Raw genomic sequence first — 15,476 nt, 5'->3', positions numbered from 1 at the left:
AACATCCCGGCGCAGGTTCCTGCGTTCCGTGAAAAAGCCTCTGTACAAGTCATGCTATCTTTGCACCGGATGCCACCCGGACCGTAAACAGGTTCCTTCCGGATTTATCCCGGGTCTGACAGAAAAGACCCGGTTCTGACATCGTCTGAACAGTTTTCGATGCTTCATCAATAGTTCCCTTGCGGTCATCTCTTGTACAGTTACCTGACGATTTCCATCGCCTTTTGGTGTATCGCTCACCACCTTGTCTCTTAAACAAAGCAGCATACACTGGTTTGTAACCATCTCCTGTAAGACGGTTACGAGGGGCCTGCCCTCATCTCTTTCACAGTTACAAACATTGCCGCCTGCAATGTTTTCACAGCACACTCTGTCATCTATCACATCCCCCTATCAGGGTGCCAGAGCTGATTTTGAAACATAATACCACTTCTCAAACTTCTATAGTGAGCAACTAAAGATTTCACTCCTGCAATTAGCTTCTTCTATTAAGCCTTTTATTTTCTTCTCTTAGGAGAATTATTCATTCAACAATTGTGCACTTTGCGTTTGTCAGCTGTTGAACGCAAAGTACACAGCTGTTGAACTTGCGTTGAACAGCTGTCAAACGAATAAGTATTCGTTAACAAAAAATTAGTTCCTCGTAGAGAAATCATTACTTCCCCTAAGGGATTTGGATAAAGCATTACATCGTAATGAATGAAGGGCAATTATGAATAAAAAAAATAAGTATCTGCCCAATTAAAAATCACTTACTTTTACGTTTGGATTGTTTTGATTGACGCTTATTCGTTTTGCCAGGATAAGGCAGATACTAAAAGAAGCATTTAATTCGGTCAGGTCAATAGATATAAAACGAAAACGAGCCGCATCCGGAAATCCGGATACAGCTCGTATATAGATAAGAAATACTTTATTTATTGAATACCGCGCTCACGCAGTTTAAGTTGCCAGTTCCACGCAGTTACAAGTGTATCTTCTACAGATTCTTTGGCTGTCCAACCCAATACCTTATTGGCATGTTCGGGATTTGCCCATACTTTCTCGATATCGCCTTCGCGTCTGCCAACAATCTTGTGCGGAACTTTAACACCGGTTCCCTTTTCGAAAGCTTCGATCAACTCGAGAACTGTAACGCCACGACCTGTACCAAGGTTGAAAATCTCCACCTTCTCTTCGCTCTTATTGCCAAGCATACGATCCATTGCAATAACGTGCGCCTTGGCTAAATCTACAACATTTATATAGTCGCGGATACAAGATCCGTCGGGCGTATCGTAATCGTTGCCAAACACGCTCAACTCCTTGCGGATACCGATGGCAGTCTGAGTAAGATATGGGATAAGATTCTGAGGAACGCCGTTAGGCAATTCACCTATGATACCGCTTGGATGTGCTCCGATCGGGTTGAAATAACGAAGAATGATACTCTTGAAAGGGGCACCGGAATGAATGGTGTCTTTAATGATCTCTTCGTTTATCTGTTTTGTATTTCCGTAAGGAGACATAGCTGGTTTAACAGGAGCATCTTCTGTTACAGGAAGAATGTCCGGCTGACCGTAAACGGTGCATGAAGACGAGAACACAAGTCCTTCCACTCCGTGCTCAGGCATCAGTTCCAACAGGTTGATTAATGTTACCAGATTATTCCGGTAATACATCAACGGCTTCTGAACAGATTCACCTACCGCCTTGCTGGCAGCAAAGTGAATAATACCCTTGATACCTGCATTTTCTGTCAACACCTTCGCCAATCCGGGTTTGTCGTTACAGTCAACTTCATAAAAAGAGGGGCGTATACCCGAAATCTTTTCAATACCATCAACCACGTCGGCATTTGAATTAGACAGGTTATCAACGATAACTACCTCATAGCCGGCACTCTGTAGCTCAACAACGGTGTGAGAACCGATGTATCCAGTGCCTCCTGTTACCAAAATCTTTGTCTTCATTTCTTAGTTTAATTAAATTCTATTGTTTTAGCTTTGACGTTATACCACTCCCGAGAAACCCATGAATGCCATTGCCAGCAAACCTGCTGTAATTAAAGCAATGGGGGTTCCTTTTAATGCGTCGGGAACACGTGTTAGCGCCAATTGCTCCCGAATGGTTGCAAAGATAATCAATGCCATCGAATATCCAATAGCTGTCGATATGGCAAATACAATAGATTGCATCAAGTTATAATCTTTCTGAATAACAAGAATGGCAACACCTAAAATCACACAGTTGGTGGTGATAAGCGGTAAGAAAACACCCAGAGCTTGATACAATGCCGGCGAAACTTTCTTAAGTATGATCTCAACCATCTGAACCAAGGCTGCGATAATAAGGATAAAGCTGATGGTCTGCAGGTAACCGAGTCCGAAGGCATCCAATACGTACTTCTGTACCAGATAGGTTACGATAGTGGCGATGGTAAGAACAAAAGTTACAGCAGCACCCATCCCTACGGCTGTATCCACCTTTTTAGATACGCCTAGAAACGGACAGATTCCAAGAAATTGAGCCAGAACAATGTTGTTTACAAATACGGCTGTGATAAATATTAATATATATTCCATACTCTTTTACATTTAAATAATTCAGGCTTTACGTAACTTATTAACGACAGCTATCAGATAACCCAGTACGATAAAGGCACCGGGAGCTAATACAAAGATAAGCGATCCGAATTCTTCCGGCATAAAGGCGAATCCGAAGAATTTTCCTGTTCCGAACATTTCGCGGACAGCTCCAAGGATCGTTAGCGCAAGCGTGAAGCCCAGTCCCATTCCTATACCATCAAAGATAGAAGAAAATATCCCGTTTTTTGCAGCGTAGGCTTCAGCTCGTCCCAAAACGATACAGTTTACAACAATCAACGGGATAAACAAGCCCAGACTGGCATACAACGAAGGAACAAAAGCCTCCATACACATCTGTACCACAGTTACAAAGGCCGCAATTACAACAATGTATCCCGGAATACGTACTTGATCGGGTATCAGATTCTTTAACGCCGATATTACAGTATTTGAACAGATAAGAACAAAAGTTGTGGCAAGACCCATCGCCAGACCATTCATGGCAGACGAGGTTGTTCCTAGAGTAGGACACATCCCTAATAAAAGAACAAATATGGGATTCTCTTTTAAAATACCATTTGTAAGAACTTTAAAATTATTCATGTTTGTCTCCTTCCTTTTCTGTTACGGTTTGCGAAGTTGTTTCAGTATCAGTACCTACAGATGTAGCACCCGATTCTCCATCCCACTTTTGGGTACCAGCGTAGGCACTGTAAGCTCTGTTTACAGCATCCAGAAATGCCCGGCTCGAGATGGTAGCTGCTGTAATGGCATCCACATCTCCTCCGTCTTTGCTAACAGTTAGATTGCCGTCGGCCAATGAACGTCCCAGTACGTTTTGTTTGTTCTTGTCTGTACGGAACCATTCCTGCATTTTAGATCCGAGTCCCGGAGTTTCGGCATGTTGTAAGACAGAATAATTAAACAACTTGCCTTCTACATCGAAACCTACGATGACTTTTATTTCGCCCGAAAAACCTTTTTGGGTATTGCTTTCAACAGCAACTCCAATCAATTCGCCCCCTTTTTTTGCAGGGTAGATTAATAATGAGTCGCCATCAGCACTTACAGCTTTATAGGCTTCCTGTGTAGGATTGTTATCGAAGGGAGGAGTAACCTCCTTGATTGCATTTTCGAGTGCGGCTGCTTTTGAGGCAGCGATAGGCGCTTTCGTAAAATCGTTCACGCCTGCAAGAATTGCTCCGGCACCTGCACAAATAATGGTAAGCGACAAAAGCATGTTTGGTAAGGTAGATTTTAATTTAGCCATGCTTATTTTCCTCCAAAATGTTTAGGTTTTACATAGGTGTTGATTAACGGCGTAAGCGCGTTCATGATAAGAATGGCAAACGACATTCCTTCGGGGTAGGCCCCAAACAGACGGATTACAGTAGTAATAACGCCGATTCCAACTCCGTAAATAAGCATTCCGTTTGTACTCATGGGAGAACTTACATAGTCGGTCGCCATAAAAATGGCACCCAACAGCAAACCTCCGGAAAGGGTGTGTATCAGCGGATTCGCATAAGTTACCGGATCAATCAGATACATAATACCTGTAAAGATTGCCACGGTTCCAATGATGGAAACAGGAATGTGCCAGGTGATGATTTTACGTACCAGCATAAATACCAACCCTAAAAGCAGGGCAATGGCACCAACCTCTCCGATACTACCTCCCATATTTCCAATCAACAGATCCGCATACGACGGAAGATCGCCGGCATGCTGTTTCAATCCGGCCAATACGGTTGCTCCGGTTTCAGCATCTGTGTATGTAAGCGGAAAGTTTCCGGGAACAGGCCAGGTGGTCATCTGTGCCGGAAAGGAGATTAACAGGAATACACGACCAACCAGGGCCGGGTTAAAAATATTGTTACCTAAACCGCCAAACGACATCTTTCCGATACCGATAGCAGCAAGAGCTCCTATTACAATGATCCATACCGGAAGATTGGAAGGGAGGTTGAATGCAAGCAGCAGTCCGGTTAGCATAGCCGATCCGTCGCCGATTGTAGGTTGTTTTTTATACAGAAACTTTTGTATCAGGTATTCAAAAAGAACACAGGCTATAACCGAAGTCAATGTAACCACCAATGCTCCGACACCAAAGAAGTAAAGTGAAACCAGAAACGCCGGAATAAGAGCGATCAGTACACCGTACATGTTTTTACTTATCGAATCGCCACCATGAATGTGCGGCGAAGGAGATACTATAAATTTATTTTCCATGATAACGCTTTTTATTGCTTTCTAGCTCTTACAATTCCCATCACTTTGTTCTTTCCCAAACGGATATGATCCAACAGCGGACGATTAGCCGGACAAGTATAGCTGCAAGAACCACATTCGATGCAATCGGTTATATAGTTTTTTTCAGCCAGTCCCCATTCGGTAAACTCAGTCGCATTCATAAGCAGACTTGGGTTAAGTCCCATGGGACAAGCTTGCACGCATTTGCCACATCGGATGCAATCGTATACAGGTTTGCGTACCGATTCTTCCTTGGATAGAATCAACACACCCGAACTTCCCTTTGTTACAGGAACCTCCGCACTGATAAGTGCTTTACCCATCATGGGGCCGCCACCAATAATTTTTCCGGTATTTTCGGGGATACCTCCTGCCGCTTCGATAAGAGTCTGGATGGATGTTCCGATCCGTACCCGGAAATTAGCAGGATTTGAAACGCCTTTTCCTGTAACGGTAACAACGCGTTCAATAAGCGGCTTGTTTTTCTGTATGGCTTCGTAAACCGCAAAAGCAGTTCCCACATTCTGAACAATTGCACCAACCGATATAGGAAGCGCACCACTTTTTACCTGTTTACGGATGATTGCGTCGATCAACTGTTTTTCGCCACCCTGAGGATATTGTACTTTCAGCGGTTCAATTGATATACCGTTAAACTCTTTTGCAAGTTTTTTTAGATAATCTATAGCATCCGGTTTATTATTCTCAATCCCGATAATAGCCTTCGAAACGTTGGCTGCCTTCATCAGAAGTGTCACGCCGATCAGAATCTCTTCTCCTTTTTCCAGCATCAGAGAATGGTCGGATGTAAGATAAGGTTCACACTCCACACCATTTATAATAAGGACTTCGGCTTTGCTGCCCGGAGGTGGAACCAGTTTTACCTGAGTAGGGAACGTTGCACCGCCTAGCCCTACGATACCTGAGGCGGCAATCTTATCTGTAATTTCTTTGGCCGATAAATTGCAGGTACGAACAATTGTTGCCGAGCGGTCAATCCCCTCTTCCCATTCGTCGCCCTCTACATCAATATATACAGCAGGCTTTCTATATCCGCTAGCATCTAGGGCACTGTCAATTTTATTAACCTTTCCAGAAACCGACGAGTGAATATTAGAAGAAACAAAACCGCCAGCTTTGGCAATCAGTGTTCCCACCTTCACCATGTCGCCTTTTTTTACCAACGCCTGTGCCGGAGCACCGATGTGTTGACTTAAAGGAATGATAACCTGTTTAGGAGCATCAAGTGCAGCAATGTGTTTCCCGGCAGACAATTTATTTTCGGGTGGATGAATACCTCCGATTCGAAATGTCTTAAGCATATGATTAGATTTTATGAATTATTTTATTCTGTTACTACAGCTTCCGCTTTTTTCTCTTTTTTAGGAGGGAAATTTAGTTCGTGTATGGCGTTTGTAGGACATACATCTACACATTTACGGCATAATCTGCACTTGTTGTGATCAATGTATGCAAGGTTGTTTTCAATTTTAATGGCATCGAAAGCACATTCTTTAAAACAAAGGGAGCAACCGATGCAGGCATTGGTACACGCTTTTTTAGCAATTACACCCTTGTCCTTATTCATACAGCTAACGAATATCCGGCGGGATTTAGGTCCTTTTTTACGGAGTTCGATCAGGTTTTTAGGGCAAGCCTTCACGCAAGCTCCGCACGATGTACATTTATCTTCGATCACTTCGGCAATCCCTGTTACAGGGTTGATGAAAATTGCATCGAAATTACAAACCGTCACACAGTCGCCGTACCCGTGGCATCCAAACGAACAACCGGTTTCCCCACCATAAAGGCTGGAAGCAACTGCACAACTTTTAACTCCATCGTACTGATTGATTTTTGGACGAGCCTCGCAGGTTCCGTTACAACGAACAACTGCTACGGTGGCATCGGCGCTTGAAGCCTCTTTGCCTAAAATGCCGGCAACTTTTCCCATCACTTCAGATCCCCCAACCGGACAAAAGAGTCCGTCCAAAGATTCAGAGTTTACACAGGCAGTGGCAAAACCGCTGCAACCGGGATATCCGCATCCTCCGCAATTGGCTGCAGGAAGAATTTCCTGCACCTGAGCTATGCGTGGATCTTCGTATACTTCAAATTTTTTTGAAGCCAAATACAAGATAATTGCTCCAATAGCTCCGATTACACCTAGTGAAATAACAGCAATTAAAATCATGGTATATAATCAATTAAGTTTTTTCAAGGTAAAGACAAATTTCTTTTTGAGTTTATTCCGAAACAAATATAGTAATCCATAATATGGAATTACCGTCAACATTCCCAACAAGGCACTGGCTGTTTCTGATAACTGCATGCTGGTTCCAATGGCAATTGCCAAAACAATCAGCAGCAGCGGTATTACAAATGCATATAATACAGCCAAAAGTCCGAGTGAGCTTTCTCCACAAATCATCACCTGCTCGTTAACATGGAATCTCCCGGAATTATCTATAACTTCAATAATTTTCTCCTTGCTGTCTGATGCCGTACACATTGATTTGGCATGGCAACCGGCGCAAGCAGATTGTTGAATAATTCTTATTGAAATCAAGTTGTTTTCTATGCTCTCAATAATTCCGGTGTGATCAATTCTTTCGTCCATGTTTGTAAACTCGACATTACAATTCGCGGCAAAAGTAAGGAATATTTGGGAACTGCATCAAGATTAACAAATATTATATAGTATTTTTTTTGCGGAAACTTACCATTTGTAATTAAATCCGAAGCTTAAGAGCTCATTCATTTGGAAATACGTGTCAATATCCTCTTTTTTCTTCACTCCGTCGTCAAAACGTAAGTGAAGATAGATTCTGGTGGAGAAAAAGCGGCTTATAGCCAATGTTAACGTATTTTCAAATTCACCCACTACCTGATCGTAGCTGGTAAAGTAATAGAACCTGGATTGCCAGTTTACATTTCTTGAAATATTATAATTCAAATCCGTTCTTAAAGTAGAACCAAATTTGCTCAAACTCCGCTTATTGTCTCTGAATCCGTGACGTGCCAGATCAATATTATCTTTTATACTATATAAATAGGTAAAAGATGCGGGAGCCATGTTTACCGTAAGCTTCAATTTCTTATGCTTGTCCTTGAAGGCTTTGTCAAGCTCATATTTCATACCGACCCCTATATTGACAGAGAAGGGCGATAGTAATGCTGCCAGCTGTTGGGTTGAGTTTTCCTTGTAATTGGTAAAAAGCTGCGTTTTAAATTCAGCATCAAATGTGTAGAACCATTTGTTGAATGCTTTGTAACCAAGGTTGCTGTGCAGACGAAATACATCGTCTCCAATTTTATAGTCGTGGATCGTATCTTTAGGTGCATTGTAGAAGCTTGCTTTCAGCTCCATCTCGTTTGTCAGCTGTACTTTATCCTTGTTATAATCATACCTGAGGTAATTTCTTGTAAACACGTTAAGATTACTGCTTCCCCCTTTGTGCCAGTTGGCCGACACATGGTTCTGTGAAAACTGGATGGCGCTTTCGAAATTTGATTTCCAGTATCTTCTTTCCGGAATAAATTTACCGGGACCGCTTACATCGTTGAAATTGGCCTCGTTTGATACAGACAGCAGACTCTCCGTTGGATCCTTAATAATCTCTTTCGGTTTTATAATGTCTTTGGGAAGGTCGCTTACCGAATATCGAAAATATTCAGGATGATGTTTTTCGATATAACCGGTTGCAATCTCTTCAATTTTATTAACCCTTTCCAGATCTTTAAAAACCGAATCGGCTTTATAATACCGGCTGTACGGATCTTTTGATTTCAATGCACTGAAATCATAGAATGTAAGGTCTTTAGGAAGAATATTCCCTTTAAACAAAAGGGGCATGAACAGGGGATTAACAATTACTGTATCCTGAAATGTCATTTTGTCGTCAAACCGTAGTGAGGCATCCCGAACAAATCGTGCCCAGTACAATGCTTCTTCCGAAAGGGCTGCATGATCTTTTTTTACAAACCGCAACAGAGATTCTCCCGGTTTAACCGGAGCCGAATAGGTGCTGTTCTGCTTTTCGAACTGCGATCTGATATCAGAAATTTTATTTAATTCGGATGAATGGTTGACGTCCTTTATTAATGTATCTTGCGTTACTACTTCAGTTGGGATTGCAAGGGAAGATTCCTGGTCAACTGTTGTATCTTGAGCTAATAAACTATTGCTTATCAATAAAAGCAGCAATACAAATGTTATTGTAAATCTTTTCATCATCATATTTTTCTTTACATTGATTCGATAAACAGGATGCGAATTTAGCTAAAAAGAATGAATTTCGCTAAAATTTTACATCCTATAACAAACAGGATGTATTTTAGATTGTATTTATATAGTTTTATAATCAATTGGTTTATAGGATATTGATTTCAGTAAATTTACAAAATCAAAATACCCTGCGATGCCGGATTTAAAAGGAGGAAATCAATAATAAGGCATAAATGTAACAATTTAATGATAGATTTTCTCTGAAAATGGTTAACTTTGCCGATTGAAATATAAGTATGTATTTACTGAAAAATTAAAATATTACTATCGTGGCAGATACAAAGTACATCTTCGTTACGGGTGGGGTAGTCTCTTCTTTGGGTAAGGGTATTATTTCCGCATCATTGGGTAAGTTGCTTCAGGCAAGAGGTTATAAGGTTACTATTCAAAAATTTGATCCTTACATCAACGTTGATCCTGGTACATTAAATCCATATGAACATGGAGAGTGTTATGTAACAGTAGACGGACATGAAGCCGACCTTGATTTAGGTCATTACGAGCGTTTCTTGAATGTTCAGACAACCCGGGCGAATAATATAACTTCCGGACGTATTTATCAGAATGTAATCAGCAAAGAGCGTAAAGGAGATTATCTGGGCAAAACAGTTCAGGTGGTACCTCATATTACGGATGAGATCAAACGTAACGTAAAATTGTTGGGTACAAAATATAAATATGATTTTGTAATTACGGAAATTGGTGGTACAGTTGGTGATATCGAATCTTTACCATTTATTGAAAGCGTACGTCAGCTTAAATGGGAGCTTGGTAAAAACTGTTTGAATGTACACCTTACCTATGTACCCTATATCGCAGCTGCCAAAGAATTTAAGACCAAACCAACACAGCATTCGGTAAAACAACTGCAGGAATTGGGTATTCAGCCTGATATCCTTGTGTTGCGAACCGAACATACGCTGAAAACAGATATTCTGCGTAAAGTTGCATTGTTCTGTAATGTGGCTGAAGAGGCTGTAGTACAGTCGGTCGATGTTCCAACCATCTATGAGGTTCCGTTGGTTCTTCAAAGACAGGGTATGGATGTGACTGTGCTTAAAAAAGTAGGGCTTGAAGTAGGCGAAACTCCCGACCTGAAGCAATGGAAAGAGTTTCTTAATAAAAAGAATGCGGCAACCGAAACCGTTAAAATCGGTCTTGTGGGAAAATACGTCGAATTACAGGATGCCTATAAGTCGATCGACGAATCGTTGCTTCATGCTGCAATATATAATGATCGTAAATTAGATCTTCACCTGTTTCATTCGGAAAAAATTACAGACGAAAATGCCGCTTCGCAACTGGCCGATATGGACGGAATTCTGATTGCTCCCGGATTTGGTCAGCGTGGAATAGAAGGCAAGTTCTCTGCCATTAAATTTGCAAGAGAAAACAACAAACCTTTGTTTGGTATTTGTTTAGGTATGCAGTGTATGGTTATCGAATTTGCCCGTAATGTACTAGGTTATTCGGATGCCAATTCTACAGAGATGGAACCCAATACTCCTCATAAGGTAATTGATATGATGGAGGAACAGAAAACAGTTATAAACCTGGGTGGATCAATGCGTCTGGGAGCATTTGACTGTGTGCTGAAAAAAGATTCCAAAGCTTTTCAGGCCTATGGAAAGGAACATATCCAGGAGCGTCATCGCCATCGTTTCGAATTCAACAACGAATATAAAGGAGAGTTTGAAGCTGCCGGTATGAAGTGTGTTGGTACAAATCCGGATACTAATTTAGTGGAAGTGGTTGAAATCCCCGACCTGAAATGGTTTGTTGGTGTTCAGTACCACCCCGAATATAACAGTACTGTTGTTAATCCGAATCCTCTTTTTATAAGCTTTATTAAAGCTGCTATTAATAATAAATAAGACAAGCATTGTTAAATGGATAAAAACACATTAATTGGTTTTCTGCTTATAGGGGTTGTATTATTTGCGTTCAGTTGGCTGAACCAACCCACGCCTGAGCAGGTAGAGGCGCAGCGCCGTTATCAGGATTCAATCGCACAGATTGAACATGCCAGACAGTTGGATCAGTCCCGGAATGATAAATTGCCGCTTGCAACGGCTGCAGATTCTCTGCCTGGTGAATCTGACTCTGCAAGGATACAGAGAATTCGTTCTGAATACGACGTTTTTGCTGACGCAGTAATCGGAGAGGAGCAATTTACTACCCTGGAAAATGATAAGGTGGAAATCCGCTTTACAAACAAAGGGGGACGGGTTTATTCTGCCCGTCTGAAAGACTATAAAACGCACGATTCATTGCCTCTTATTCTTTTTGAAGGCGACGAGGCCTTGTTAGATTTTACATTGGTAACAGCAACGAACCGGGTTGTTAATACTGCTGGAATGTATTTTCAGGCGATTCCCGGAAACGATCCTAATACACTTACCATGCGCCTGTCAGCCGGCGATGGCCGCCATCTTGACTTTACTTATACATTGAGTAAAGACGATTATATGGTGAAGATGGATATAAAGGGTACCGGATTGAATGGAGTTCTGTCTCCCAGCACCAATGCATTGGATATCAATTGGGAACAAAAGATCCGTCAGCAGGAGAAAGGCCGGAAGTTTGAAGACCAGTATGCCGCAATCTATTACAAATTTGTAGCAGACGACGTAGAATATCTGAGTGAAACCAAAAACGATAGCAAACAACTATCAAACCGGTTGAAATGGATTGCCTATAAAGATAAATTCTTCTCTACTGTTCTTATTTCCGAAGATGGTTTTGAAGCTACCAACCTTGCCTCAAATCTTATTCCGGAAGGTAAGTTTATAAAGGAATGCAAAACAACAACATCTGTTCCTTTCGATTTACGTGGGGAGAAGACTACCTCGCTTCGCTATTTCTTTGGTCCGAATAAATACAATTTATTAGCTGCATATGATAATGATGTGCCCAGCGCCGATAAACTGGAACTAGAAAGACTGGTACCTCTGGGGGCAAGTGTATTCCGTTGGATCAATCAATATTTCATTTTACCGTTATTCAATTTCTTTGGCAATTTTATAGGAAGCTATGGATTGATTATCTTCTTGCTTACGTTGCTTGTTAAAATAATTCTGTTCCCGCTTACTTATAAATCTTATATGTCGTCGGCCAAAATGAGGGTTCTTCGTCCGCAGGTGGAAGAAATCAATGCTAAATTCCCCGGACAGGACAAGGCTTTGGAGCGTCAGAAAGCAACCATGGAATTATACAGCAGAGCCGGGGCAAGTCCGATGAGCGGATGTTTGCCTATGTTGCTACAGATGCCTATCCTGATTGCCATGTATATGTTTTTCCCCTCGTCAATCGAGCTTCGTCACGAAAGTTTCCTTTGGGCGAAAGACCTTTCAACGTATGATGCTGTTATTAGCTGGACTACCAATATCCCGCTTATAACTCCCTATTTTGGAAATCACATCAGTTTATTCTGTTTGTTGATGACAATCACGAACATTATATACACTAAATTCAACATGGACCAGACAAATACCGGACAGCAGCAGATGCCGGGTATGAAGGCTATGATGTATATGATGCCGTTGATGTTCCTTGTATTCTTTAATCAGAATGCATCAGGTTTGAGCTACTATTATTTTATCTCTACATTGATCACAATTGTTCAGACATTGATTTTCCGTTATACTATCAATGAGGACAAATTACTGGCAAAACTGGAGGCAAATAAAAAGAAACCAGCTAAAAAATCGGGCTTCATGAAGCGTCTTGAGGAGGCTCAAAGAGCACAACAGGAGCAATTGAAGAAACAACAGAAAGGAAAAAAGTAAAATAATCCGATCTTTTAATATTAAAAGGGATAAACCGCAGTCTGTGGTTTATCCCTTTTGTTTATTTGTCTGAAAATCAATAATGTAAACTTATTTGTGAACACTGTTCACAACGGCTATATTAAATATGTATGAATTTGATGATACAAAATTATAACGAAAAGTGACGTTTCTTTAGATTTTGAAACAAAATGAACCCTGTTGTTTTACATTCTCTATCCTCCTTTACCAAACATCTTCCTACTTTTGCCCTATGTTTGTTGACCTGCTAATGACACTACGTTTAGGCAGCCAGCCACTAATGATATTTACACATTACATTTAATTATTTATCAACTTAAATCAGTTCTTTATGGAAGAAAAATGCAGTACATTTTCTTTGCGTAAGTTGTCTTCTAGGCTTATGCAGATGGTAATTGTTACAGCCTTCTTGTTAGTAAATTGCCTTCCGGCAATGGCTCAATCGAACACTAAGGTAAAGGGTGTGATCACTTCTGGAGCCGACGGATTACCTTTGATAGGGGTAAACGTTGTCGAAAAGGGTACAACCAATGGAACAGTTACGGATTTTGATGGAAACTTTGAGTTAACCGTATCTTCAAATGCAGTTCTCGACATCTCTTATATTGGTTTCTTAAGCCAGGAGGTAAAGATTGTTGCAGGAAAAACTACTTACAATGTTGTATTAAAAGAAGACTCACAAGCACTTGAAGAAGTAGTGGTTGTGGGTTATGGTGTTCAGAAAAAGAAATTGGTTACCGGTGCTACAGTACAGGTAAGCGGAGACAACCTTCAGAAATTAAGCACTACCAATGCATTGGGTGCTTTACAAAGCCAATCTCCCGGGGTAAACATTACCCAGAGTTCAGGTCAGCCCGGTGAAGGATTCAAAGTGGTTATCCGTGGTCTCGGAACCGTAGGTTCATCCGGACCTCTTTACGTAATTGACGGTGTTGCAGGCGGTGATATCAATGCGCTGAACCCTTCGGACATCGAATCGATCGACGTATTGAAGGATGCTGCATCAGCAGCTATTTATGGTGCGCGTGCAGCCAACGGTGTAGTTCTTGTTACTACTAAACAAGGTAAAGCCGGAAAACTTCAACTTTCTTATGATGGATATTACGGAGCACAGTATCTGGCTAAATTACCCCCGTTGTTGAATGCAAGAGAGTATATGTCAATGATGGACGAAACACGCTATAATGAAGCAAGTCCGGGTTATGATTGGCCTAATCTACTACCAACCGATCTTTATAATTCAATTATGGATGGATCTTGGCAAGGCACAAACTGGATAAAGGAGACTTATAACGAAGCTGCTCCAACCCAGAATCACTCATTTAACCTGGCCGGTGGTACAGAACAGTCTAAATTCTCCATGGGTTTCTCTTACACGTCTCAGGAAGGTATTTTAGGAAAGCCGGTACAATCTCAGTTTGACCGTTATACAGCACGTATTAACTCGGATCACGTATTGTTAAAGGTGAAGGATTTTGATGCCATTAAGATTGGAGAAACATTGAACTTCAACTACAATACCAAATCGGGTATCGCAATTGGTAATATTTATGGAAACTCTATCCATAATATGTTGATTGGTAATCCATTGTTGCCTGCTTATGATGCTGAAGGAAACTTCTATGATTACGATGATAAAGTAAATAACGGATGGAACTTTGATGGTAATACAGGTAACCCGCTTGCCGGAACTGCGCTTTCTAACTGGGGTTTAAATTTGTCTAAAAATTATGCCTTGCAGTCGAGTGCTTATTTGGAAATCCAACCAATCAAAAATTTGGTATTCAGATCTCAGTTCGGTTACAAGATGACAGCATCCTCTTATCGTTCATACGACGGTATCCGTCACTTGTCAAACAATACGAATGTAACAATGGATAATGTATATCAGAGTGCAAGCTCGGGTCATAACATTACGTTGGATAACACAATCGCCTATAAATTCAACGTAGCCGATTTGCACCAGTTTGATGTTGTAGTTGGTCAGTCAGTTGAAAAATGGGGTATGGGATCAAATATTAATGCAAGTGGTAATAACTCCATTTTTGAAGGATCCTTTGACCATGCATGGGTAGATAATACCAAACCGACTGAATTGTCGCAACGTGGCGCCGGTGGTTCTCCATGGGGAGAAGGTGCTTTAGCTTCATTCTTTGGTCGTGCAAACTATAACTACAAAGAAACCTACATGGCCTCTTTGACAATGCGTGCCGACGGATCTTCCAACTTTGCTAGAGGTAACCGTTGGGGATATTTCCCTTCTGCATCTGCAGGATGGGTGATGACCAACGAAAGCTTTATGGAAGATGCTAAGAGCTGGATGGATTTCTTGAAACTTCGTGCAAGCTGGGGTCAGAATGGTAATGCATCAATTAATCCATTCCAATATCAGACTACATTTGCATTTGATACTAGCAATGGTTACTACTTTGATTCAGGAAAGAAAGTTCAGACAGTAGGTGGTTATGCGGATATTCTTGCTAATCCGGATGTGACTTGGGAGACTTCTGAGCAGCTTAACTTTGGTCTTGATTCACGTTTCCTTAATTCTCGACTAGG

12 protein-coding genes are annotated in these 15,476 nt (G+C 41.2%); 3 read left to right on the top strand and 9 right to left on the bottom strand.

Annotated features, from left to right (window positions below; all coding sequences use genetic code 11):
* Nucleotides 1-917: 917 nt before the first annotated feature.
* From galE to AB7E53_RS05880, 9 genes are all read right to left on the bottom strand, one after another.
* Nucleotides 918-1,952, bottom strand: a complete 1,035-nt coding sequence (gene galE / locus AB7E53_RS05920) for a UDP-glucose 4-epimerase GalE (protein WP_068178629.1) — start codon at nucleotides 1,950-1,952, stop codon at nucleotides 918-920.
* Between the two features lie 39 nt (nucleotides 1,953-1,991).
* Nucleotides 1,992-2,564, bottom strand: coding sequence for an electron transport complex subunit RsxA (gene rsxA / locus AB7E53_RS05915; protein WP_068178627.1), 573 nt, complete (start codon nucleotides 2,562-2,564; stop codon nucleotides 1,992-1,994).
* Nucleotides 2,565-2,585: 21 nt separating this feature from the next.
* Nucleotides 2,586-3,170, bottom strand: coding sequence for an RnfABCDGE type electron transport complex subunit E (locus AB7E53_RS05910; RefSeq protein ID WP_179399257.1), 585 nt, complete (start codon nucleotides 3,168-3,170; stop codon nucleotides 2,586-2,588).
* Nucleotides 3,163-3,837 carry an RnfABCDGE type electron transport complex subunit G gene (locus AB7E53_RS05905; RefSeq protein WP_179399258.1) on the bottom strand — a complete coding sequence of 225 codons (675 nt, stop codon included), beginning with the start codon at nucleotides 3,835-3,837 and terminating at the stop codon, nucleotides 3,163-3,165. The genes AB7E53_RS05910 and AB7E53_RS05905 overlap by 8 nt, the downstream gene beginning before the upstream one ends.
* A 2-nt stretch (nucleotides 3,838-3,839) precedes the next feature.
* Entirely contained in the window at nucleotides 3,840-4,799 is a 960-nt protein-coding gene (locus AB7E53_RS05900; protein WP_446774705.1) for an RnfABCDGE type electron transport complex subunit D, read from the bottom strand.
* Nucleotides 4,800-4,810: 11 nt separating this feature from the next.
* Nucleotides 4,811-6,142: an electron transport complex subunit RsxC gene (gene rsxC / locus AB7E53_RS05895; RefSeq protein ID WP_068178613.1), complete on the bottom strand. Its 1,332-nt coding sequence runs from the start codon at nucleotides 6,140-6,142 to the stop codon at nucleotides 4,811-4,813.
* A gap of 23 nt (nucleotides 6,143-6,165) precedes the next feature.
* Complete coding sequence (locus tag AB7E53_RS05890) at nucleotides 6,166-7,014, bottom strand: Fe-S cluster domain-containing protein (protein WP_179399260.1); 849 nt, start codon at nucleotides 7,012-7,014, stop codon at nucleotides 6,166-6,168.
* A 9-nt stretch (nucleotides 7,015-7,023) separates the two neighbouring features.
* A complete protein-coding gene (locus AB7E53_RS05885) occupies nucleotides 7,024-7,440 on the bottom strand; it encodes a SoxR reducing system RseC family protein (protein WP_068178608.1) in 417 nt (138 codons plus the stop codon).
* Nucleotides 7,441-7,539: 99 nt separating this feature from the next.
* Nucleotides 7,540-9,060: a DUF3078 domain-containing protein gene (locus tag AB7E53_RS05880; RefSeq protein ID WP_079681834.1), complete on the bottom strand. Its 1,521-nt coding sequence runs from the start codon at nucleotides 9,058-9,060 to the stop codon at nucleotides 7,540-7,542.
* A 317-nt stretch (nucleotides 9,061-9,377) separates the two neighbouring features.
* On the opposite strand from AB7E53_RS05880, the gene AB7E53_RS05875 reads away from it, so the two are divergent.
* The 3 genes from AB7E53_RS05875 to AB7E53_RS05865 form a co-directional block, all read left to right on the top strand.
* On the top strand, nucleotides 9,378-10,982 hold the full coding sequence (locus tag AB7E53_RS05875; protein WP_079681835.1) for a CTP synthase: 1,605 nt from the start codon (nucleotides 9,378-9,380) through the stop codon (nucleotides 10,980-10,982).
* Nucleotides 10,983-10,997: 15 nt separating this feature from the next.
* Nucleotides 10,998-12,896 (top strand): membrane protein insertase YidC, encoded by a 1,899-nt coding sequence (gene yidC, locus AB7E53_RS05870; protein WP_079681836.1) that lies wholly within the window; start codon nucleotides 10,998-11,000, stop codon nucleotides 12,894-12,896.
* Nucleotides 12,897-13,350: 454 nt separating this feature from the next.
* The coding region (locus tag AB7E53_RS05865) for a SusC/RagA family TonB-linked outer membrane protein (protein WP_446774703.1) at nucleotides 13,351-15,476 on the top strand (2,126 nt) is incomplete at its 3' end.

Origin of the sequence: Macellibacteroides sp. (assembly GCF_050251695.1) — a bacterium.
Taxonomy (GTDB): Bacteria; Bacteroidota; Bacteroidia; order Bacteroidales; family Tannerellaceae; genus Macellibacteroides; species Macellibacteroides fermentans.
The sequence above is the reverse complement of the archived record's forward strand: the minus strand, read 5'-3'. Positions and strand labels throughout refer to the sequence as shown.

What these genes read in the sequence shown, in the direction of transcription:
- galE (WP_068178629.1), bottom strand. Translation starts at nt 1,952, where the DNA reads ATGAAGACAAAGATTTTGGTAACAGGAGGCACTGGATACATCGGTTCT.
- rsxA (WP_068178627.1), bottom strand. Translation starts at nt 2,564, where the DNA reads ATGGAATATATATTAATATTTATCACAGCCGTATTTGTAAACAACATT.
- AB7E53_RS05910 (WP_179399257.1), bottom strand. Translation starts at nt 3,170, where the DNA reads ATGAATAATTTTAAAGTTCTTACAAATGGTATTTTAAAAGAGAATCCC.
- AB7E53_RS05905 (WP_179399258.1), bottom strand. Translation starts at nt 3,837, where the DNA reads ATGGCTAAATTAAAATCTACCTTACCAAACATGCTTTTGTCGCTTACC.
- AB7E53_RS05900 (WP_446774705.1), bottom strand. Translation starts at nt 4,799, where the DNA reads ATGGAAAATAAATTTATAGTATCTCCTTCGCCGCACATTCATGGTGGC.
- rsxC (WP_068178613.1), bottom strand. Translation starts at nt 6,142, where the DNA reads ATGCTTAAGACATTTCGAATCGGAGGTATTCATCCACCCGAAAATAAA.
- AB7E53_RS05890 (WP_179399260.1), bottom strand. Translation starts at nt 7,014, where the DNA reads ATGATTTTAATTGCTGTTATTTCACTAGGTGTAATCGGAGCTATTGGA.
- AB7E53_RS05885 (WP_068178608.1), bottom strand. Translation starts at nt 7,440, where the DNA reads ATGGACGAAAGAATTGATCACACCGGAATTATTGAGAGCATAGAAAAC.
- AB7E53_RS05880 (WP_079681834.1), bottom strand. Translation starts at nt 9,060, where the DNA reads ATGATGATGAAAAGATTTACAATAACATTTGTATTGCTGCTTTTATTG.
- yidC (WP_079681836.1), top strand. Translation starts at nt 10,998, where the DNA reads ATGGATAAAAACACATTAATTGGTTTTCTGCTTATAGGGGTTGTATTA.